Annotated in this window: 26 protein-coding genes; 12 read left to right on the forward strand and 14 right to left on the reverse strand. The window is 77.5% G+C overall.

What is annotated here, in order from left to right; translation table 11 throughout:
• Positions 1-91 precede the first annotated feature (91 nt).
• From ITJ85_RS10005 to ITJ85_RS10020, 4 genes are read left to right on the forward strand one after another with little or no spacing between them, the layout of a single operon-like run.
• Positions 92-667, forward strand: coding sequence for a DUF1802 family protein (locus ITJ85_RS10005; RefSeq protein ID WP_217912957.1), 576 nt, complete (start codon positions 92-94; stop codon positions 665-667).
• Positions 667-969: a (2Fe-2S) ferredoxin domain-containing protein gene (locus tag ITJ85_RS10010; RefSeq protein ID WP_217912958.1), complete on the forward strand. Its 303-nt coding sequence runs from the start codon at positions 667-669 to the stop codon at positions 967-969. Before ITJ85_RS10005 ends, ITJ85_RS10010 begins: the two co-directional genes overlap by 1 nt.
• The gene (locus ITJ85_RS10015; RefSeq protein WP_217912959.1) at positions 966-1292 is read left to right on the forward strand and encodes a hypothetical protein; all 327 of its coding nucleotides are present in this window, start codon (positions 966-968) and stop codon (positions 1290-1292) included. Before ITJ85_RS10010 ends, ITJ85_RS10015 begins: the two co-directional genes overlap by 4 nt.
• 1 nt (position 1293) lies before the next feature.
• Positions 1294-1734, forward strand: a complete 441-nt coding sequence (locus tag ITJ85_RS10020) for a hypothetical protein (RefSeq protein WP_217912960.1) — start codon at positions 1294-1296, stop codon at positions 1732-1734.
• Between the two features lie 102 nt (positions 1735-1836).
• Here ITJ85_RS10020 and ITJ85_RS10025 read toward each other — a convergent pair whose 3' ends face one another.
• The 3 genes from ITJ85_RS10025 to ITJ85_RS10035 are packed head-to-tail and all read right to left on the reverse strand — an operon-like array spanning position 1837 to position 3956.
• Positions 1837-2931: an isocitrate/isopropylmalate family dehydrogenase gene (locus ITJ85_RS10025; protein WP_217912961.1), complete on the reverse strand. Its 1095-nt coding sequence runs from the start codon at positions 2929-2931 to the stop codon at positions 1837-1839.
• A 27-nt stretch (positions 2932-2958) separates the two neighbouring features.
• Entirely contained in the window at positions 2959-3252 is a 294-nt protein-coding gene (locus ITJ85_RS10030; RefSeq protein WP_217912962.1) for a hypothetical protein, read from the reverse strand.
• Entirely contained in the window at positions 3249-3956 is a 708-nt protein-coding gene (locus tag ITJ85_RS10035) for a hypothetical protein (protein WP_217912963.1), read from the reverse strand. Before ITJ85_RS10035 ends, ITJ85_RS10030 begins: the two co-directional genes overlap by 4 nt.
• Positions 3957-4016: 60 nt before the next feature.
• Here ITJ85_RS10035 and ITJ85_RS10040 point away from each other — a divergent pair, with 60 nt between their 5' ends.
• Positions 4017-4664, forward strand: coding sequence for an NUDIX hydrolase (locus ITJ85_RS10040; protein WP_217912964.1), 648 nt, complete (start codon positions 4017-4019; stop codon positions 4662-4664).
• Here the strand turns inward: ITJ85_RS10040 and ITJ85_RS10045 are convergent.
• Entirely contained in the window at positions 4609-4875 is a 267-nt protein-coding gene (locus ITJ85_RS10045) for a hypothetical protein (RefSeq protein ID WP_217912965.1), read from the reverse strand. The two genes, ITJ85_RS10040 and ITJ85_RS10045, sit on opposite strands and share 56 nt — an antisense overlap.
• A gap of 43 nt (positions 4876-4918) precedes the next feature.
• On the opposite strand from ITJ85_RS10045, the gene ITJ85_RS10050 reads away from it, so the two are divergent.
• Positions 4919-5947, forward strand: a complete 1029-nt coding sequence (locus ITJ85_RS10050; RefSeq protein ID WP_217912966.1) for a prenyltransferase — start codon at positions 4919-4921, stop codon at positions 5945-5947.
• Between the two features lie 113 nt (positions 5948-6060).
• Entirely contained in the window at positions 6061-8217 is a 2157-nt protein-coding gene (locus ITJ85_RS10055) for a helix-turn-helix transcriptional regulator (RefSeq protein ID WP_217912967.1), read from the forward strand.
• Between the two features lie 48 nt (positions 8218-8265).
• Here the strand turns inward: ITJ85_RS10055 and ITJ85_RS10060 are convergent, their stop codons facing one another.
• The 3 genes from ITJ85_RS10060 to ITJ85_RS10070 are packed head-to-tail and all read right to left on the reverse strand — an operon-like array spanning position 8266 to position 11733.
• On the reverse strand, positions 8266-9042 hold the full coding sequence (locus tag ITJ85_RS10060; RefSeq protein WP_217912968.1) for a class I SAM-dependent methyltransferase: 777 nt from the start codon (positions 9040-9042) through the stop codon (positions 8266-8268).
• Between the two features lie 13 nt (positions 9043-9055).
• On the reverse strand, positions 9056-10198 hold the full coding sequence (dprA, locus tag ITJ85_RS10065) for a DNA-processing protein DprA (protein ID WP_217912969.1): 1143 nt from the start codon (positions 10196-10198) through the stop codon (positions 9056-9058).
• Positions 10195-11733, reverse strand: coding sequence for a YifB family Mg chelatase-like AAA ATPase (locus ITJ85_RS10070; protein WP_217912970.1), 1539 nt, complete (start codon positions 11731-11733; stop codon positions 10195-10197). The genes dprA and ITJ85_RS10070 overlap by 4 nt, the downstream gene beginning before the upstream one ends.
• Positions 11734-11865: 132 nt before the next feature.
• On the opposite strand from ITJ85_RS10070, the gene ITJ85_RS10075 reads away from it, so the two are divergent.
• The 5 genes from ITJ85_RS10075 to ITJ85_RS10095 all read left to right on the forward strand — a co-directional run bounded on the left by ITJ85_RS10075 (position 11866) and on the right by ITJ85_RS10095 (position 15662).
• Positions 11866-12189, forward strand: a complete 324-nt coding sequence (locus ITJ85_RS10075; RefSeq protein WP_217912971.1) for a VOC family protein — start codon at positions 11866-11868, stop codon at positions 12187-12189.
• Positions 12186-13562, forward strand: coding sequence for a S8 family serine peptidase (locus ITJ85_RS10080; RefSeq protein ID WP_217912972.1), 1377 nt, complete (start codon positions 12186-12188; stop codon positions 13560-13562). Before ITJ85_RS10075 ends, ITJ85_RS10080 begins: the two co-directional genes overlap by 4 nt.
• Positions 13538-14167 carry a hypothetical protein gene (locus tag ITJ85_RS10085; RefSeq protein ID WP_217912973.1) on the forward strand — a complete coding sequence of 210 codons (630 nt, stop codon included), beginning with the start codon at positions 13538-13540 and terminating at the stop codon, positions 14165-14167. Before ITJ85_RS10080 ends, ITJ85_RS10085 begins: the two co-directional genes overlap by 25 nt.
• On the forward strand, positions 14164-15222 hold the full coding sequence (locus ITJ85_RS10090) for an enolase-like domain-containing protein (RefSeq protein ID WP_217912974.1): 1059 nt from the start codon (positions 14164-14166) through the stop codon (positions 15220-15222). Before ITJ85_RS10085 ends, ITJ85_RS10090 begins: the two co-directional genes overlap by 4 nt.
• An 80-nt stretch (positions 15223-15302) precedes the next feature.
• Complete coding sequence (locus ITJ85_RS10095; RefSeq protein ID WP_217912975.1) at positions 15303-15662, forward strand: YraN family protein; 360 nt, start codon at positions 15303-15305, stop codon at positions 15660-15662.
• A 75-nt stretch (positions 15663-15737) separates the two neighbouring features.
• On the opposite strand, the gene ITJ85_RS10100 is transcribed toward ITJ85_RS10095, so the two are convergent.
• From ITJ85_RS10100 to ffh, 7 genes are all read right to left on the reverse strand, one after another.
• Positions 15738-16457 (reverse strand): ribonuclease HII, encoded by a 720-nt coding sequence (locus ITJ85_RS10100; protein ID WP_217912976.1) that lies wholly within the window; start codon positions 16455-16457, stop codon positions 15738-15740.
• A gap of 16 nt (positions 16458-16473) precedes the next feature.
• Positions 16474-16821 (reverse strand): 50S ribosomal protein L19, encoded by a 348-nt coding sequence (gene rplS / locus ITJ85_RS10105; protein WP_217912977.1) that lies wholly within the window; start codon positions 16819-16821, stop codon positions 16474-16476.
• A gap of 94 nt (positions 16822-16915) precedes the next feature.
• On the reverse strand, positions 16916-17593 hold the full coding sequence (gene trmD, locus ITJ85_RS10110) for a tRNA (guanosine(37)-N1)-methyltransferase TrmD (protein WP_217912978.1): 678 nt from the start codon (positions 17591-17593) through the stop codon (positions 16916-16918).
• A complete protein-coding gene (rimM, locus tag ITJ85_RS10115) occupies positions 17593-18099 on the reverse strand; it encodes a ribosome maturation factor RimM (protein WP_217912979.1) in 507 nt (168 codons plus the stop codon). The genes trmD and rimM overlap by 1 nt, the downstream gene beginning before the upstream one ends.
• A gap of 15 nt (positions 18100-18114) precedes the next feature.
• The gene (locus ITJ85_RS10120) at positions 18115-18363 is read right to left on the reverse strand and encodes a KH domain-containing protein (protein WP_246496240.1); all 249 of its coding nucleotides are present in this window, start codon (positions 18361-18363) and stop codon (positions 18115-18117) included.
• A 2-nt stretch (positions 18364-18365) separates the two neighbouring features.
• The gene (gene rpsP / locus ITJ85_RS10125) at positions 18366-18614 is read right to left on the reverse strand and encodes a 30S ribosomal protein S16 (RefSeq protein ID WP_217912980.1); all 249 of its coding nucleotides are present in this window, start codon (positions 18612-18614) and stop codon (positions 18366-18368) included.
• Between the two features lie 28 nt (positions 18615-18642).
• Entirely contained in the window at positions 18643-19959 is a 1317-nt protein-coding gene (gene ffh / locus ITJ85_RS10130) for a signal recognition particle protein (protein WP_217912981.1), read from the reverse strand.
• Positions 19960-19983: the final 24 nt, after the last annotated feature.

Consider the following 19983-nt stretch of genomic DNA (forward strand, 5'->3'; position numbering starts at 1 on the left):
GTCCCGCGCGAGGCTGCGGCGATGCCCGGACACGCGTCCCGCGCGAGGCTGCGGCGATGCCCGGACACGCGTCCCGCGCTAGTCTGCGGCGATGCCCGAACACGCGCTGAAGGAATGGGCCGTCGCCGTCGCGGCGCTCGCGGCCGGCGACCAGGTCCTCATCGTCCGCAAGGGCGGCATCGGGGAGAAGCGGTTCGAGCTCCCCCATCCGCGCTTCTACCTCTTCCCCACCTACGCCCACCAGCGGCCCGAGCTGGTCAAGCCGGCCGCGCGGGAGCGCTTCGGCGACCCGCTGGCCCAACGGGAGGACCCCGAGCGGCTGCCGCTGGCGGTCTACGCCGAGCTGGTCGGCGCCCACCCGATCGCCGACCCCGACGCGCTGGCGGCCATCGACCACCTGCACGTGCTGACCCCCGACTACGCGTCGGAGCGCCTGCGCTGGCGCCGCAAGCACCCGCTGTGGGCGGCGATCCTGCGCGTGTGGCGCGTGCCGGAGCCGCCGGTGCTGGCCGTGGGCCCCGAGCACGGCGGCTGCGTGAGCTGGGTGGAGCTGCCGGCGGAGATCGGCGCGCCGACGGGCCGGGTGCCGGCGCTCGACGACGAGGCCTTCGCCCGCGCCGCCGCGGACGTCGAGGCCGCGCTCGCCGCCGCCGGGGTGACCGGCTAGTGCGCGCGCACGTCCTCGTGTGCCGCGGCCCGGACTGCCGCTCGCGCGGGGCCCAGGACGTCTACACCGCGATGGCGACCGAGCTCCACGCCGCCGGCGCCTCCGACGAGGAGGTGGTGCAGACCCAGTCGGGCTGCGTCGGCCCCCTCTGCGGCAGCGGGCCCGTCGTCTGCTGCTACCCGAGCGGCGCCTGGTACGCCGGCGTGACCCCGGAGGACGTGGCCGAGATCGTGTCCGAGGACGTCGAGGGCGGGCGGATCGTGGAGCGCCTCGCCGCCCGCCGGGTGAAGGGAGCCGCATGACGCACACGGAGGCCTTCGACGAGCTGCTCGCGCAGCAGCCGTCGGACTGGGCGTTCTTCGAGGTCTACGTGACGCTCGACGACGCGCGCCGGCTGACCGACGCGCGCGTCTGGCTCGCGCGGGCCAACGCCCGCCCGGAGTACGGGCCGTCGGACCACGACTTCCAGATCACCGTGGCCAACACCCACGGCCACGGCGCCGCGCCGGGCGTGGTGCGCTCGGCCCTGCGGATCCTCGACGACCGCGGCGTGACCGGCCGCACGTGGGCGGGCCAGACCCGCACGCTCATCCGCCCGGCCCCGCCGCACCGCTACGGGCCCTGAGGTGTACCGCAGCGACGACGACATCCAGCTGCTCACCGAGCTGGCCGGCGTGCTCGACCAGACAGTCGGCGCGGCCGGCCTGTCCTCGGGCTCGTACCTGATCCTGCGCGACCTCGTCGCCCACCCGGGGCCCAACGCGGTCGCCGACCTGTCGGAGCGCCTCGGGGCCGAGCCCGACGAGCTCGCGCCCCTCTGCCAGCGGCTGGTGCTGCTGCGGATGGCCGCCATGCGCCCGAACGGCATCGAGGTCACCGAGACGGGCGTCGGCAAGGCCGCCACCATCGAGCACGACGCCAACGAGGCGATGCGCGCCTACGTCACCGAGCGCCCCCACACCGCCACCGTCTACGGCCTGGTGGCCGCCATGCAGAGCGGGCGCTTCACCGTCGAGGACCTGCTGGAGTTCCTCGCCCAGGGCCCCTCGGACGCCGACGAGGGGTGACCCCGGTCAACATCCTCCCGGTCGCCCTGCTCGTGGCGATCGTCGCGCTGATCGTGGTCCTGATCGTCGTCCGCAACCGCCGCGGCCCGGGGTGACCGGCCCCTAGTAGCGGAGGGTGCTCTCCCCGAGCGCCGACCACACGTCGAGCTTCGTGCGCACGCGCTTGATGACCTCGTCGGTGAACTCGTCCATCGCCGCGCCGCCCCCGAGGTCGGCCGTGCGCACGCCGTCGCCGATCGCCTCGAGCGCGCTCTCGTAGATCGCCCGCGAGGCCACGGGGGCCTGGCCGTCGCCCATGTAGGGCAGCACGGAGGCGCCGGCCAGGATCATGGCGAGCGGGTTGGCGACGTTCTTGCCCTGGAGCGTCGGCGCCGTGCCGTGCGGGGCCTCGGCCATGACCGCCGACGCGCGGAAGTCGTCGCCGAACGCCAGCAGCTGCGACTCGGCCCCGGCGATCGACCCGAACAGCTGCAGCACCATGTCCGACAGGCAGTCGCCGTCGCGGTTGAGCGCCGGCACCACCAGCGCGTCGCCCGAGTGGCTCACGAGCGCGGCGTAGAGGGCGTCGATCAGGATCGGCCGGTAGCGCACGTCGGGGTGGCGCTCGGCGGCCGCGTCGAGCTCCTCCTTGAGCATCCCCTCGTACACCGGGGAGACCGTCCACTTGGGCCCGCCGAAGACCGTGGCGTGCATCCGCCGCGCCTGCTGGAACGAGAACTCCGCGACCGCGCGGCACGTGCGGCGGGAGATGCGCTCCACCCGCCAGGCGAGCTCATCGTCGCCGTCGTCCTCGCGGTACTCGCGCGCGTTGTAGGCGTCGTCGACCGCCATGCGCACCACGGAGATGGGGGCGTGGATGCCGCCGAGCGGCCGCACCCCCGACAGGCGCCGGCCGGTCCGGATGATCACCTTGCCGCCGATCGCCTCCCGCAGCAGCGCGTTGGGGCTGCCGACGTCGCCGGCGCCCTCGGGGGTGATGGTCGCCGCCTTCAGACCGAAGCCGTGACGCAGGGTGGCCTCGGCGGCGTCGAAGACCACCTGGTTGCGCGTGCGCCGGCGGTGCTCCAGCGACAGGTCGTAGCGCTCGAACGCGATCGGCAGGCCGGTGATGTCCGGATCGAGGACCCGCAGGGCCTCCTCGAGGAGCTCCTGGCCGGTCTGGTCCCCCTCCATGACGACCAACGTCCGCTGTTCCATCGGGCCGAGTATAGACACGGCTCCCCGTCACCCCGGCGGGCACTCCTCCATGGCGTACAGGCGCACGCGCGGCGCGGCGCCGGTGCGCGCGGCGAGCCGCTCGAGCGCCCGCGCGGCGGCGGGGCGGGCCGCGAAGCCCTCGGCGTCCCCGCGCCGGTCCCACTCGGCCAGCACCCCGTAGGCGCCGGCGGCCTCGTCGAGGAACAGCACGTGGCGGCGGCAGCCGGCGGCCGCGGCCGCCAGCTCGGCCGCGACCGCGCGGGCCTCGTCGGCCGTGCCCGGGCCGAGCTTGAAGGCCACCTCGGTGCCGAAGCCGCTCACCGGCGCCCCGCGGCCGGGTCGCGCAGCCGGGTGACGTGGGCGGCCACCATCTGGTCGGCGCCGTCCTCACAGGCGGACATCGCCGCGGCCAGGCGGTCGGCGAGGCGCTCGGCGGCGCCCGCGCGCACCGCCGCCTCCTCCACGGCGCGCAGCCCGTCGACCGTCGCCGGCTCGAGCTCGTCCTGGCGCGCCACGAGCGGCTCGGAGGCGCGCACGAAGCGGGCCCAGGCGCCCACGAGGCGCTCGTGCAGCGCGGCGCCGCGCTCGAGCTCCGGCAGCGAGGCCAGGGCGCGCAGCGGCTCGTCCCGCCACGCCGCGACCTCCAGCGCGCGGGCGCCGACCGGCTGCAGCGTGCCGAGCACGCCGCCCGGGTCGTCGCCCGCGGCCAGCAGGCGGCCGATCGCCTGCACCAGCCCGCGCAGCGCCGCCGCGTCGACGAGCGCCTCGGCCTGCTCCCACAGGAGGCTGGCCGAGGCCGCCTCGCGCGCCCGGCGCAGGTCGGCCTCGGGCGCCATTGAGGCGTCGAGGCACAGGAACGCCGGCCCGGCGAACGCGGCCACGTAGCCGCGCCGGCCGGCGGACGGCTCGACGGCGCGCACGCCGAGCGGCGGGCGGCCGGCGACGGCCTCGGCGGCCGCGCGCGCGGCGCCGAGCTGCCCGACCAGTTGCTGCACGGCCTTGGCCGCGGGGTCGTCCACGCTCACGCACGGGACTGTTGCAGACGCGGCGGCCGGGCCGCCGCGCGACGCGCGTACACTCGGCGGGTGACCCCCGCCCCGGCGCCGCACCACGATCCGTTGCCCGGCGCCGCCGAGCTGGCGGCGCTGCTCGAGGCCCGCCTGCGCGGCCGGTCGGTGGCCGAGCTGCCGGGGCCGGGCCGCCGCGCCGCCGTGCTGATCGTGCTCTACGACATCGACGATGCGCCGCACCTCATGCTCACCAAGCGCAGCGACGATCTGCCCTCCCACCCCGGCCAGATCTCGCTGCCCGGCGGGGTGATCGACCCCGGCGACCGCTCCGGCCGCGACGCCGCGCTGCGCGAGACGGAGGAGGAGGTCGGCCTGCCGCGCAGCGCCCTGCGCGTGCTGGGCGAGCTGGACGACGTCCACACGATGACCTCCGGCTTCATCATCCGGCCGTTCGTGGCCCTGCTCGAGCGCCCGGCGCGGGCGGTGCCGAGCGACGCCGAGGTGGCCCGGATCATCGACGCCCCGCTCGCCGACCTGCTGCGCGCCGACGCGGCGCTGCCGGCCGAGCCGGCGCCGCTCGCGCTGCGCTACCCGCTGGCGGGCGAGGACGTGTGGGGCGCGACCGCGCGGGTGCTGCGGATCCTGGTCCGCGTCACCCGGGAGGCGCTCAGCGCGGGCCGGGCTCCGACAGCGAGCGCCGCGGCGGCAGATCCGGGTCGGTGACGCCCGCCGCCTCGCCCTTGTAGCCGAGCGCCTCGAGGCGCTCGAGGTGGCGCGCGAGCTCCGCCTGGCGCGGGTGCCCGGGCGGCAGCGCGTCGGCGTACTGGCGCACCCGGTCGCGGATCTGGAACGCGAAGTGGGGCGTCGCGGCCCCGACGAGCTGGGCCAGCGTGTCCTCGGAGGGGATCTCGTGGACGTGCAGCGATGCGGCCATGGCGGCAGGGTACCAGCGGCCCCGGCCGTGGGTACGATGCCCCATGGACGGCGCACGGCGGGCGCTGCTGGGCCTCTGGCTGGAGATCCGGGTCATCCCCGTGCTCCAGTGGTCGTTCACCGCGATCACGCTCGGCACCGCGCTGGCCTGGCGCGACGGCGGCGGCGTGTCGGTGCCGGGCTACCTGGTGGCGGTCGCGGTCGGCGTGCTGCTGCAGGGGCTCGTGGCCCACTCGGTCAACGAGATCGTCGACTGGCGCTCGGGCACCGACCGCGACCCCGCCCCGCGGGTGATCAGCGGCGGCAGCAAGGTGATCGCCTCGGGCCTGCTCGGGCCCCGGGCCCTGGCGGGCGTGGCCTGGGCCGCGGGCCTGTCCACCGCGGCGCTCGGCGCCCTCGCCGCCGTGGCGTGGGGCTGGCCGCTCGCGCTCTACGGCGTCGCCGGGCTGGCGGGGGCGGTGCTCTACACGCTGCCCCCGGTGCGGGCGGCCTACCGGCCATACCTCGGCGAGACGATCGCCTTCGCCTGCGTCTGGGCCTGCGTGACCGGGGCCTACGTCGTGCAGCGCGGCGAGATCGGGGGCGCGCCCGCCGCCGCGGGGCTCGTCTACGCCGCCTCGTGCGTCGCGATGCTGATGATGCACCACTACCTCGACCGCGGGCCGGACAGCCGCGCGGACCCCCCGAAGCGCACCACGATCGTGGTGCTGGGCCCGGGCGGGCGGCGTTACGCGGTGCTCTGGGCGGCGGCCGCCCTGGCCGGCGCCCTCGCGCTGACGGCGGCCGTCGACGCCGCCTTCGCCCTCGCCGCCGCCGGCTTCGCGGTGGCCCTCGTCCTGCACCGCGCCGTCGACCCGGACGATCCGGCGTCGGTCACCCGCGCGGAGCTCGGCGTGATCCTCACCGGCATGGCGGGCGGCCTGGCCGCGGCGGTCGCGCTCGCCCCCGGCCTGGCCTGGGCGCTCGTGCCGGTGGTGGTGCTGGTGCCGCTCGAGCTCGCGGTGGCCGGCGCGGCGCACCGCGACCTGATGGCCGCGCGGGCGCCCGCCCCCGCCGCGGGGCGGCGCCCCTGACCGGGCGCCGACGCGGCCGCCCGGGGCGGAACGCGCCCCGGGGGACGCGGCCCTGCGGGGTCGCCTGGGCTATCATCGAGCGCCCCGGACGACCGGGGCGGACCTTCATCGCCATGGCCTCCAGAGACGACGACAAGCTGGTCCGCCAGCTCTCGCTGATCGCCTTCCTCATGTCGCAACAGCGACCGGTGACGGCCGACGAGATCCACGAGGCGGTGGAGGGCTACGGCGGCATGACCGAGCAGGCGTTCCTGCGCCGGTTCTACGCCGACCGCGCCGAGATCGAGTCGATGGGCCTGCGGCTGGCGGTCGAGCGCCCCGGCGACGACCCGTTCCAGGGCGACCTCTACGCGCTGCCGCCCGAGAACTACTACCTGCCGGAGCTCGACTTCGACGAGGCCGAGCTGTCGGCCCTCCAGACCTGCCTCTACCTGCTGGAGGGGCAGTTCGCATACGCCGAGCCGCTGCGCCTGGCGCTGCAGCACCTGACGCTCGGCCGGCCGAGCCCGCTCGACGACCGCGCCGCGCGGACCGTCTCGGTCAACCTGCTCGGCGGCGACTACTCGCCCGAGGTGGCGGCCCACCTCACCAAGATCGAGTCGGCGATCAGCCGCCGCAAGACGATCCGCTTCACCTACTACACGATCGGCCGCGACGAGCGGGCCGAGCGCGAGGTCGACCCGTACAGCCTGCTCTACAACGCGGGCAACTGGTACATGATCGGCCACTCGCACGAGCGCGACGCGATGCGCATCTTCCGCCTGTCGCGCATCGAGGGCCGCATCACGTTCAAGACGCGCGCCGAGCACGACTTCCGCGCCCCGGCCGACTTCGACCTGTCGCGCTACCGCGACCGCGCGCCGTGGCAGCTCGAGGGGCCCGAGCAGACCGCGACGATCGCCCTCACCCCCACGATCGCCTGGTGGGTGGAGGGCATGTTCGGCGCCTACGGCACGACGGCGATGGAGCCCGACGGCTCCGCGGTCTACACGACCCGCTACAGCAGCCGGCGCGAGCTGCTCGCCTGGATCCTCGGCCTCGGCGCGGACGCCCGCGTGCTCGACCCGCCCGAGCTGCGCGAGGCGGCCATCGCCGCGCTCGAGCTGGCCGCCGAGCGCCACCAGGGCGGCGGCGGCCGTCCCGCGCCGCCCGCGGCGCCCGCCGCCGGCGGCGCGCCGCCGGCGCCGGCGTCCGAGGCCGCCCCGCCCGCCGGGGGCGCCTCCGCCGCCGCGGCCGAGCGGGTGGTGCCGGCCGAGCGCTTCGCCCGCCTGCTGGCGCTGATGACCCGGCTGCTGGCCGCCTGCGGCGAGTCTGCCGAGGCCCAGATCCCGGTCGCGGAGCTCCGCCAGGCCCTCAACCTCGACAAGCGGGTGCTCGAGGACGACATCGGCCTGCTCAACCTGATCAACTTCGGCGGCGGCTGCTACGCGCTGTTCGCGCAGATCGACGGCGACACGGTCGTGGTGCAGAAGGAGACCTACGGCGACCGCTTCGCCCGACCGGCGCGGCTGTCGCCGCTCGAGGCGAAGGCGCTCCTGTGGGCCCTCGACTTCATCGGCGACCGCCTGCCCATCGAGGCCGGCAGCTCGCTGAGCTCGGTCCGCGCCAAGCTGGAGGCGGCGCTCGGCGGCGACAGCCTGCCGACGGTCGAGCTGGGCCAGGCCCAGGTCGCCGACACCGGCGTCGCCGCCGCCGTGAGCCACGCGATCCGCGAGGACCGCCTGCTCGAGATCGAGTACTGGACCGAGTCGCGCGGCGCCATCACCCGCCGCACGATCGAGCCCCACCTGCTCGTCAACGCCCAGGACGCCTGGTACGTCGTCGCCTACTGCCGTCGCGCCGAGGGCCAGCGCACCTTCCGCCTGGACCGGGTGCGCAGCGCCTCCGTGCTGGAGGAGCGCTTCGCCCGCCGGCCGGACATCGGCTCCGCCGGGCCGTACATGCCGTGGGGGGCGCGGCCGCCGCTCGGCGGGGAGACCGTGGCCCAGAGCGCCTCGGTCTGGTGCGCCCCCTCCCTCGCCCGCTGGATGCTCGAGAAGCACGGCTCCCGCGAGCGCTTCGCCGACGGCTCGGTGTTGGTCGAGATCCCGTACGCCAGCGAGGAGTGGCTCGTGCGCGAGCTGCTCAAGTACCAGGGCGAGGCGGTGCTGTTCGAGCCGGTCGGCCTGCGGCGCACGGTGGCCGACCTCGCCGAGGACGTCCTCGCCCGCTACCGCGACGGCGCCGACCACCCGAGCGGCGGCCAGCGCAGGCGGGCGCCCACCCGCTGACCCGGCCGGCGGCCACCCGCCGCCAGGCCCTCCGCCGGCCGCCCCTCGTCAGGCCAGCGCGGTGATCACCAGGTAGCCGCTCGTGCAGCGGAACGAGGAGGCGTCCTCGCTGGCCGCCTCCAGGGCCGCCACGGTCTCGGCGCGCAGCCGCGGCCAGTCGGCCAGCTCGCGCCGCGCGAGGCGCCACACCGAGTGGTGGGCCTCCTGGTCGGCCATCCACGCCTCGGCCGACGGGCGGGAGAACGCCACCGCGCGCTCGTGGATCGCCACCTCGCGGGCGCCCGCGTCCCGCAGCAGCGCCGTGACGGCCTCGCGGTCCGCCCAGGGCGGCGGTGGCCGGTCGCCCCCCTCCGGCGGCGGCCAGAGCGCGGTCGACACGATCCGCCCCGCCTCCCCGATCGCCCCGCCGGGCAGCCAGGCCGTGAGCGCGATGCGGCCGCCCGGCCGGGCCGCCCGCACCATCTCGGCCGCCGCGGCCGGCGGGTCGTCGCTGAAGATGACGGCGAACACGCTCACCACGAGGTCCGCGACGCCGTCGGCCACGGGCAGCGCCTCGGCCCGCCCGGCGACGAACGTGACCGGCAGCCCCTCGGCCGCCGCCCGCCCACCGGCGACCGCCAGCAGCCGCTCCGACGGGTCGACCGCCGTGACCACCGCGCCCCGGCGGGCGGCCGCGAGCGCCGCGTTGCCCGTGCCGGTGCCCACGTCGAGCACCCGCGCCCCCGCGGCCACTCCGGCGACCGCGAGCGCCTCGTCGGCGACGGGCGCGATCTCCTGCGCCGTGCGCGAGTAGTCGCCGTCGCCCCAGTCGACCGTCCGCCCCATGCGGCCGAGTCTCTCATCCCCGCCCGCCGCCCGTCGCCCCGGGGGCGCCGCGCAGTGGCGCCGCCCAGAAGCGCTGGCCCTCGCCCCGTACCGCGAGCCCCTCGACCTCCAGCAGGGCGATCGCCGCGGCGATCGCGCCGGGGTCCTCGCCGAGCGCCTCGGCGAGCGCGTCCGCCGCCATCGGCTCGCGCGCGAGGCGCTCGTGCACACGCCCCATGAGCCCCTCGAGGGCGGGCGGCCGCGGCGGCGCGACCTCGCGCCAGCCCGGGTGGCGCAACTCGGCCACGACGTCGTCCGCCGACTCGAGCAGGGCCGCGCCGGCGCGCAGCAGGCCGTTGCAGCCCTCGGAGGCCAGCGCGCCGGGCCACCCCGGCACGGCCAGCACGGGCCGGCCCAGCTCGAGGGCGAAGTCGGCGGTGATCAGCGCGCCGGACCGCCGCCCCGCCTCCACGACCGCCACCGCGCCGCAGAGGCCGGCGACGATCCGGTTGCGGGCGGGGAAGCGCCACGGCGCGGGCGGCGTGCCCGGCCAGAACTCCGACACGAGGGCGCCGGTCTCGGCGATGCGCCGCGCGAGGCCCCGGTTGCGGCGCGGGTACGGCACGTCGACCCCGCAGCCGAGCACCGCCACGGTCGCCCCGCCGGCCTCGAGCGCGCCCTCGTGCGCGGCGGCGTCGATGCCGTGCGCGAGCCCGCTCACCACCACGGCGCCGCGGCGCGCCAGCTCGCCCCCCAGCTCGCGCGCGAAGGCCGCACCCTGGACGGTGGCCCGGCGGGCCCCGACGACGGCGACCGCCGGGCCCTCGGCGAGCCGCGCGAGCGCCTCCTCGGCGCGCCCGCGCAGGAACAGGCAGAACGGCGGATCGACGAGCTCGCGCAGAGCCGCCGGGTAGGCCGCGTGCGGCGGGCCGACGTGGGCGATGCCCGCCGCCCGCAGCGCCGCCGCGTCGGCGGCCGGGTCGATGCGCGCCCGCGCCCGGTGCGCGACGTCGAGGTCCCCGCCCGCGGCGCGCAGCGCCCGGCCCAGGCCGGGCCGGTCGCACGACCAGAGCCGCTCCGGCCCGCCCGCCGCGCGCGCGGCGCGCTGCAGGTCGCGGCCGAGCGCCTGCGCCAGCCGGGCGAGGCCGACTGGCCAGGCGGGCGCCGGGCCGCTCACGCGGCCTGCGCGGCGGCGGACGCGCGGTACCCGACGGCCTCGGCGAGGTGGTGGGCATCGACCGCGTCGGCCCCGTCGAGGTCGGCGATCGTGCGGGCGACACGCAGGATGCGGTCGTGCGCCCGCGCCGACAGGCCGAGCCGGTCCACCGCGCGGCCCAGCAGCTCCCGTGCCGGCGGGCGGAGGGCCGCCGCCGCGCGTGCGGCGGCGGGGCCGAGCTCGGCGTTGGGGCGGTCCTGGCCGCGCGCGGCCGCGCGCCGGCGGGCGGCCACGACCCGCGCGCGCACGGCGGACGTGGCCTCGCCCGCCGCCTCCGCGGGCGCGCCGCCGAGCAGCTCCTCGCGCTCGAGGCGCGGCACCTCGACGTGCAGGTCGATCCGGTCGGCGACCGGCCCGGAGATGCGCGCCCGGTACGACTCGGCGCGTCCCGGCGGGCACACGCACCGCCGCACCGGGTCGCCGTCGAACCCGCAGGGGCACGGGTTGCCGGCGCAGACGAGCAGCGGGCGGGCGGGGAAGCGGGCGCTGCCCATCGCGCGGGAGACGTCGATGCGCCCCTCCTCGAGCGGCTGGCGCAGCGCGTCGAGCACCGACGGCGCGAAGGCGCAGACCTCGTCGAGGAACAGGACGCCGTGGTGCGCCAGGCTGACCTCCCCCGGCCGCGGGACCCGCCCCCCGCCGACGAGCCCCGCGGCCGAGATCGTGTGGTGCGGCGCCCGGAACGGGCGTCGCACCACGAGCGGACACCCCGGGTCGAGCAGGCCGGCGACCGAGTGGATGCGGGTGACCGCGATCGCCTCCTCCAGGAGCAGGGGCGGCATGACGCCGGGCAGGCGGCGCGCGAGCATGGTCTTGCCCGCCCCGGGCGGGCCGATCATGAGCATCGAGTGGCCGCCGGCGGCGGCGATCTCGAGCGCCCGGCGCGCCGCGCCCTGGCCGCGCACCTCGGCGAGGTCGGGCCCCGGCGCCGCCTGCGCGCCCGCCAGCAGGGCGCCCGCGTCGAGGCGCACCAGCGACGGCCCGGCCCGGCCCTCGAGCTGATCGACCGCCGCCCGCAGGGTCGCCGGCCCGAGGACCTCGACGCCCGGCACGAGCGCCGCCTCCGCCGCGTTGGCCCGCGGCACGAGCAGCCGCCGCCACCCGGCGCGCGCGGCGTGCTCCGCCATCGCGAGCACGCCGGGCACCGGCCGCAGCGCGCCGTCGAGGGCGAGCTCGCCGACCGCCCCGACGCCCGCGAGCGCGTCCGGGGCGAGCTGGCCCGACGCCGCCAGGATGGCGAGGGCGAGCGGCAGGTCGTACTGCGGCCCGGCCTTGCGCAGGTCCGCCGGGGCGAGGTTGGCGACGATCCTCCGGGACGGCACCGCGAACGCCTGGTTGACGATGCCCGACCGGACCCGCTCGCGCGCCTCCTGCACGGCCACGTCGGCCAGCCCCACGACGGAGAAGGCCGGCAGGCCGGCGCGCAGGTCGACCTCCACCTGGACGGTGGAGGTCTCGAGGCCGAGGACGGCCGGGCTGACGAGGTGGGCGACCATGCCCGGGCAGCCTGGCGGCCGCGGGCGCGCGGGTGAGGGCGCGACCGTGCCGGAACCCGCACGGGATCGTCACAGCGCGCGGCACGCCCCACCCCGTAACCTCTCCCCCACACCGTCCGGGAGGAGCGCCTCGTGAGGTTCGACCACGTCGCCCAGCAGGTCCCCGACATCGCCGAGGCCGTGGAGTGGCAGCGCGCCACCGTGCCGGGCACCACGGTGCTCTACCAGGACGCGACGTGGGCGCTCGTGGACTCGGCGGGCGTGCGGATCGCGTTCGTGCTGCCCGAGCAGCACCCCAACCACCTCGCCTTCCGGGTCGACGACGCGGAGCTGGAGCGGCTCGCCGCCGAGCACGGGGCGGAGATCGCGACCCACCGCGACGCGACGCGCAGCATCTACCTGCGCGGGCCGGGGACCGTCGCCACGGAGATCATCAGCTACCCGCCCGGCCGGTGACCCGGCGGGCGGTCCTCGCGCTGCTGGCGGCGGGCCTCGCGGCGCCGGCGACGGCCTCCGCCCAGGACGACGACGCCCGGCTCGTCGTGGGGCTGCACGACGGCGCCGGGCCCGCCGCCCGGGCGGCGCTGGAGGCGCGGGCGGGGGTGGACCTGGGCCGCGTCGTGACCGCGCGCGGGGCGCGCGTGGCGACCGTCCGCGATGGCCGCGCCGAGGAGGCGCTCGCCCGCCTGCGCGGCGACCCGGCGGTGCGCTGGGCCGAGCCCGACCGGCCGGTGCGGGCGGCGGTCGTGCCGGCCGACCCCCTCTTCGGCTCGCAGTGGGGCCTGCGCAACACCGGCCAGGCGGTGGGCGGGTCGCCCGGCGCGCCGGGGGCGGACATCGGGGCGGCCGCAGCCTGGGACCGCACGACCGGGGACGCCCGCGTGCGGATCGCCGTCATCGACGGCGGCGTGGAGGCCGGCCACCCGGACCTGGCCGCGGCGATGCCGGGGGTGAACCCGGGCGAGATGGGCGGCGGGCGCGAGGCGAACGGGCGCGACGACGACGGCAACGGGCGGGTCGACGACTGGCGCGGGTGGGACTTCGTCGCCGGCGACGCCGACCCCCGCGACGAGGACACCGTGAGCCACGGCACCGCGGTCGCCGGCGTGATCGCCGCGCGGGGCGGCGACGGCGTGGGGGTGGCGGGCGTCGCCTGGGCCGCCACGCTGATCCCCGTGCGGGCCATGGAGCACGACGGCACCGGCACGTCATCGGCGGTGGCGGCGGCCGTCACCTACGCCGCGGAGCGCGGCGCGCGGATCATCAACCTGAGCCTCGGCGGCGCGCCGTCGAACGCGATCCGCGAGGCCATCGCGAGCGCCCCGGACGCCCTCGTGATCGCCGCGGCGGGCAACGGGCGGCCGGGCCTCGGCGGCAACGTGGGCTTCGACGTGGACGCCTCGCCGGTGCACCCGTGCGCCCTGCCGCTGGAGAACGTGGTGTGCGTGACCGCCACGGGGCCCGACGACCGGCTGGCGCCCTTCGCGAACCACGGGGACGTCGCCGTCGACCTCGCCGCGCCCGGCGTGGAGATCACGGCGCCCCGCCGGGGCGGGGGATGGACGCCGATGACCGGCACCTCCTTCGCGGCCCCCCACGCGGCCGGCGTGGCGGCCCTCGTGCTGGCGGCGAACCCGGGGGCCTCCACGCGCCAGCTCCGGCGCGCCCTGCTGGACGGCGCCCAGCCGGTCGCCGCGCTCGCGGGGCGGGTGGCGACGGGCGGGCGCCTGAGCGCCCCCGGCGCGCTCGCGGCCGTGCCACCGGCGGGCCGGGCCCCGGCGGCGCCACCGGCGAGGCGACCGAGGTGGCGGGCGGCTCCGCCCTGCTGACCGGCGCGCTGCCCGCGTCGGCGGTGCCGCTGGCCTACCGCTGGGAGCACGGGCCGACGCCGGCGCTCGAATCCTCCACGCCGACCCGCGCCGCGCCGCCCGGCCCCGCCCGCGGCGTGTCCGAGCGGATCGACCGGCTGCCGGCCGGCGCGGTCGTGCACCAGCGGCTGGTGGTGAGCTCCGTCGGGGGCGTCACCCGCGGCGCCGACCGCCCGTTCGCGACGCCCGGGGGGCCGCCCCCGGCGGCCGCCGCCGGCCCCGTCCACGCGGCGCGGCCGGCGCCGCGTCCCGCCGCCGTGCGCCGGCCGGCCGCCCGGCTGCTGCGCGGCGGCGGCGCGTGGGTCCTGCGCCTGGGCCTGCCCTCGCGGACGACGGTCCGCGTCGTGGTCGCGCGACGCGTGACGCGGGCCGGACGCGGGCCGGCCCGCCTGCGCCTCGTGCGCCGCATCGGGCCGCGCACCGTCGGCGCCGGCGTGCGGCGCGTGCGGCTCGGCCGCCTCGCGCCGGGGCGCTACCGGGTGCTCGTGCGGATGAGGGGTCCGGCCGGCCGGGGTACGCTCACCCGCGCCCTCCTGGTGCCACCCACGCGACGAGGTGCCCGATGAGCACGTACGACAGGATCGCCGGCCTGCCGGTGCGGATCGACGACTACGCCCTCGAGGTGCGGGCGCTGGAGCTCGGCCCGCAGATGCGCCGCCTCACCACCGTCATCCGCCTGCGCGGCGACGGCGAGGAGGGCGTCGGCGAGGACGTCTGCTACGACCCGGTCGAGCACGAGACCCAGGCCGCGGCGGGACCGGTGCTGCCGCTGGCGGGCTCGTGCACGCTCGACGAGCTGTCGGGGCTGCTCGACGGCATCGACCTGTTCCACGCCGACCCGCCGAGCCTCGACGCCTCGCGCGACTACCGGCGCTGGGCGTACGAGAGCGCGGCCCTCGATCTCGCGCTGCGCCAGGCCGGCAGGAACCTGGCCGAGGTGCTCGGCCTGACGCCGCGGCCGGTGCGCTTCGTGGTGTCGACGCGGCTCGGCGACCCGCCGACCGCCGAGCGGGTGCGCCGCCTGCTGGCGCGCCGGCCGGGCCTGCGCTTCAAGCTCGACCCCGACGACGACTGGTCACCGGAGCTCGTCGAGGAGCTGGCGTCGCTCGGCGTCGTGGACGTGGTCGACATGAAGGGCCAGTACGGCGACGAGCTGCCCTTCGCGGTCGCCACCGACCCGGCGACGTACCGCCGGGTGGCCGAGGCCTTCCCCGACGCGCTGATCGAGGACCCCCGCCTGACGCCGCCGCTGCGCGAGGCGCTGCGCGGCCACGAGGACCGCGTGACCTGGGACGCGCCGATCCACTCGGTGGAGGACATCCTCGCCCGCGACTGGCCGCCGCGGACGGTGAACATGAAGCCATCGCGCTTCGGGCCGCTGCGGCGGCTGTTCGACGCCTACGACCACCTGCGGATCAACGGCATCGCCGCCTACTCGGGCGGGCAGACCGAGCTCGGGCCGGGGCGCGGCCAGGTGCAGTACCTCGCCTCGCTGTTCCACCCCGACGCCCCGAACGACATCGCGCCGGGCGGCTACAACGACCCGAGCGAGCCCGAGGGGCTGCCCGGCAGCCCGCTGCCGGTGGCGGCCGCGCCGGTCGGCTTCCGCTGGGGGGAGTGACGGCGGCCGGAACGATCCCGGCACGCCCCCGGCACGCCTGAGCCCTCCGCCGTCACGCCCGGGCCGGCGAGGATGGCGGCATGGAGACGCGTGCGGAACGGGGGGTGCGGGGCGAGCGGGCGGCGGCGCGCCACCTGCGCCGCCGCGGCTGGACGATCCTCGCGACCCGCTGGCGGGGCGGCGGCGGCGAGCTCGACCTGGTCGCCGCGCGCGGGCGGGTGGTGGCCGTGTGCGAGGTCAAGACGCGCGCCGACGACGGCGCGCTCGCCGAGCCCCTCACCGCGGCGCAGCGAGGGCGCATGGCCCGCGCGGCGCGCGCGTTCCTGGCGCGCCGGCCGGAGCTCGCCGGCCACGAGGTGCGCCTGGACCTGATCGCGGTGCGTGCCGGCCGCCTGCGGGCGCGGGTGCGCCACCGCCCCGGCGCGGCGGGGCCGCCGTGAGCGCCACCCGGCCGAGGCCCCGGCGAGGGGCGGGCCGTCCTCCCCCGGTCCCGCGCGGCGGGACCGCCGTGAGCGCTAGCCCGCCGACGCCCCGGCGAGGGGCGGGGCGTCCTCCCCCGGCCCGGGGAACGCGAGCGGCGCGCCCGGGTAGGCCGCCGAGCGGAACGAGCGCCGGTGGAGCGGCGACAGGCCCTCGGCGCGCAGGGCGGCGTGGTGCTCGGAGGTCGCGTAGCCGACGTGGTCGCCGAACCCGAACGCCGGGTACGCCGCGTGGGCGGGGCCCGTCATGAGGCGGTCGCGCGCGGTCTTGGCGATCACGGAGGCGGCGGCGATCGCGGCGCTGCGGCCGTCGCCGCCGACGACGGCCCGGTGGGGCGGCGCGGCCGGGCCCAGCCGGAAGCCGTCGACCAGGCAGATCGTCGGGCAGGGGCGCAGCGCCGACAGGGCGCGCGCGAGCAGGCGCAGGTTGGTGCGGTGGAGGCCGTCGCGGTCGATGGTCGCGGCGCTGGCCGACAGCACCACCACCTGCTGGGCGTGGCGCATCACCGCCGCCGCCACCCGCTCGCGGACCGGGTGCGGCAGGCGCTTCGAGTCGTCGAGGTCGCCCAGGGCGCGACGGCCCGAGGGGGTCAGCGCCTCCAGGTCGAGGCAGACCGCGGCCACGACCAGCGGCCCGGCGAGGCAGCCGCGGCCGGCCTCGTCGGCCCCGGCGACGCGGCGCTCGCCGAACCCGCGGTCGTGCGCGAAGAGGCGGGCGGAGGGGCGGTGCTGCCCCGGTCTGCGGCGGGCGCCCACGCCGCGGGGACGGCCGCTAGGAGCGCTGCTTCTCGCGGATGCGGGCCTTCTTGCCGACCTTGCCGCGCAGGTAGTAGAGCTTCGCGCGGGTGACGTCGCCCTCCATCGTGCGCTCGATGCGCTCGATCTTCGGCGAGTGGACGGGGAAGGTGCGCTCCACGCCGACGCCGAAGCTCTGCTTGCGGACGGTGAACGTCTCGCGGTTGGTCGAGCCCTGGCGCTTGATGACCGTGCCCTCGAACACCTGGACGCGCTGGCGCGTCCCCTCGATGACGCGGAAGTGCACGCGCACGGTGTCGCCGGGCTTGAACTCCGGGATGTCGTCCCGCAGCTGCTCGCGCTCCAGGCTCTCGATGACGCTCACGTCCAGCTCCTCGCTCGGCGATCCGGGTCGGGGCCCGGCAAAACGACGGGGAGCATATCAGGGCCGCCGCCACGGATGGGCGCCGGGGCCGCGCTCAGCGCTCGCGTGGCGGCAGCACCCGCTCGGCGCGCCAGCGGGCGATCGCGCCGTGGTCGCCCGAGAGCAGCACGGGCGGCACCTCGTGGCCGCGGAACGCCGCCGGGCGGGTGTAGTGCGGGTGCTCCACCCCCCCGCCGAGCTCCTCGGAGAACGACTCGGCGCGCAGGCTCTCCGCGTTGCCGAGCGCGCCCTCCAGCCGGCGCCCCACCGCGTCGATGATCGCCATGGCGGCCACCTCGCCGCCGGCGAGCACGAACGGCCCCAGGCGGATCTCGTCGCCGGCGAGCACCTCGTGCACGCGCTCGTCGAACCCCTCGTAGCGGCCGCACAGCAGCACCAGCTCGGGCAGCGCGGCGAGCTCGCGGGCCACGGCGTCGGTGAAGGGGCGCCCGCGCGGGGTGAGCACCACCACCCGGCGGCGGTCGCGCACCCGCTCGGCGGGCTCGCCGTAGACGGCCTCGAGGGCGGCGGCCACGACGTCGACGCGCAGGACCATCCCCGGCCCGCCGCCGTAGGGGGCGTCGTCGACCTGGCCGTGGGAGAGCGGGGTGGTGTCGCGCGGCGAGAAGCAGCGCAGCTCCAGGCCCGCCGACAGGGCCGCGTTGGCGAGGTGGCGCGGCCGGCGCATCCAGTCGAACCACTCCGGGAAGAGCGTGAAGACGTCGGTCCGCATCAGCCGAGCAGGTCCGGGCGCACGACGATGCGCCGGCCGGGCAGGTCGAGGTCGCGCACGGCGTCGGCGGTGAAGGGGACGAGCACCGGGCCGTCGGCGGTGGCGACCTCCAGCGCGTCGTTGGCCGGCGCGGCGATGACGTCGCTGACCGGCCCGAGCGGGCGGTCGCCCAGGAGCACCTCGCAGCCGACCAGGTCGCGCACGAAGAAGGTGTCGGGGTCGCCGAGCTCGGCGATGCGACCGGGCTCCACCGCGATCTCGGCGCCGGTCAGGGCGGCGGCGGCCTCGCGGTCGCCGACCTCGTCGAACCGCAGCACCGGGGCGTCGGCCATGCCGCCGCGCTCGGCCACGGTCAGCAGCCGCGGCGCTCCGTCGCGCGGGCGCGCCTCCACCACCTCGCCGCGCTCCAGCGTGCCGAGCGTCGGGCCCGAGGCGCGCGCGCGGACGCCGCCGCGCACCCCGTGGGGGCGGCCGATCGTGCCGATCACGACCCGCGACGCCGTCATGGGGACGGCGCCGGCCTAGTCGACGATCTCGAGGGTGGCGCGCTCCCCCCGCGCGGTGCAGGCCGCGCGCAGGATGACGCGCAGCGCGCGCGCGATCCTGCCGCCCCGGCCGATGACCTGGCCGAGGTCCTCCTCGGCGACGTACAGCGAGATCACCCGGCCGTCGCCGTCGGCCTCCTCGGTGACCTCGACCCGCTCCGGGTGATCCACCAGGCCCCGCGCGAGCGCGGCGACCATGTTCGCGAGCGGGCTCGGATCGGCCATCGTCAGGCCGCGGCCTGGGCGCGCGCGATCTTGATCAGCTTCTTCACCGCCTGCGAGGGCTGGGCGCCCTGGGCGATCCAGGTGTCGGCCTTGGCGACGTCGATCTCGACGACCGAGGGCTCGGTCTGGGGGTTGTAGCGGCCGATCGTCTCGATGTTGCGGCCGTCGCGCGGGGAGCGCGAGTCGGCGACGACGACGCGGTAGATGGCGTTCTTCTTGCCGCCCACTCGGGCGAGGCGGATCTTGACCACGGTGCTCCTTGTCTGGGGGTCGGGCGGGTTACCTGCCGAGGAGAGCGGGCAGGCCACCGCGGCCCATCTGCTTCATCAGCTTCCGCATCTGCTTGAACTGTGACAGGAGTTGGTTGACCTCCTGCACGCTTGTGCCGCTGCCGGAGGCGATGCGCCGCCGCCGGCTGCCGTTGATGATCTCCGGGTGGCGCCGCTCCTGCAGCGTCATGCTGCGGATGATCGCCTCGACGCGGTCGAGCTGGCCGTCGTCGACCTGCAGGTCCCGGGCCTTCGCGGCGTTGCGGAACCCGGGGATCATGCCGAGGACCTGGGACATCGGGCCCATGCGGCGCACCTGGTGCATCTGCTCGAGGAAGTCCTCGAGGGTGAGCGAGCCGCCGCGGATCTTCTGCTCCAGGCGCTTCGCGTCGTCCACGTCGACCGTCGCCTGGGCCTTCTCGATCAGGCTCATGACGTCGCCCATGCCGAGGATGCGGGACGCCATGCGGTCGGGGTGGAAGGGCTCCAGGGCGTCGACCTTCTCGCCGGTGCCGACGAACAGGATCGGCTTGCCGCTGACCGCGCGCACCGACAGCGCCGCGCCGCCGCGGGCGTCGCCGTCGAGCTTCGTCAGCGCGACCCCGTCGAAATCGACCGCCTCGCCGAACGCCTTCGCGACATCGACGGCGCTCTGGCCGGTCATCGCATCGACCACCAGCACGACGCTCGTGGGCTGGATCGCGTCGCGCACCCGCACGAGCTCGTCCATCATCTCGGCGTCGATCGTGAGGCGGCCGGCGGTGTCGACGATGACCAGGTCGCGGCCGGCGCGGCGCGCGGCCTCCACGCCGTTGCGCGCGATCGCGACCGCGTCCCCGCCGTCCTCGCGGTGCACGGGCACGTCGATCTGCTGACCCAGCACGGCGAGCTGCTCGGCCGCCGCCGGGCGGTGCACGTCGCAGGCCACGAGCATCGGCGCGCGGCCCTGCTGGCGGAAGTGGCGGGCCAGCTTCGCCGCGCAGGTGGTCTTGCCGGAGCCCTGCAGGCCGGCCATCAGCACGATGGTCGGGGGCTTCGATGCGAGCGGCAGCGCGACGTTCGACTCGCCCATCAGCGCGGTGAGCTCGTCGCTGACGATCTTCACGACCTGCTGGTCGGGGGTCAGCGACTCCATCACCTCGGCGCCCTTGGCGCGGGCGGCGATCGCCGTGGTGAGCTGCTTGACGACGGGCAGGCTGACGTCGGCCTCGAGCAGGGACAGGCGGATGGCCCGCATCGCCTGGTCGATGTCGGACTCGGTCAGCTTCCCGCGGCCCTTCAGGCCCGAGAAGATCCCCTGCAGCTTGTCGGTCAGCGCGTCGAACATCGCCAGCCGATCACTCTAGACGAC

Origin of the sequence: Miltoncostaea marina, assembly GCF_018141525.1 — a bacterium.
Taxonomy (GTDB): domain Bacteria; phylum Actinomycetota; class Thermoleophilia; order Miltoncostaeales; family Miltoncostaeaceae; genus Miltoncostaea; species Miltoncostaea marina.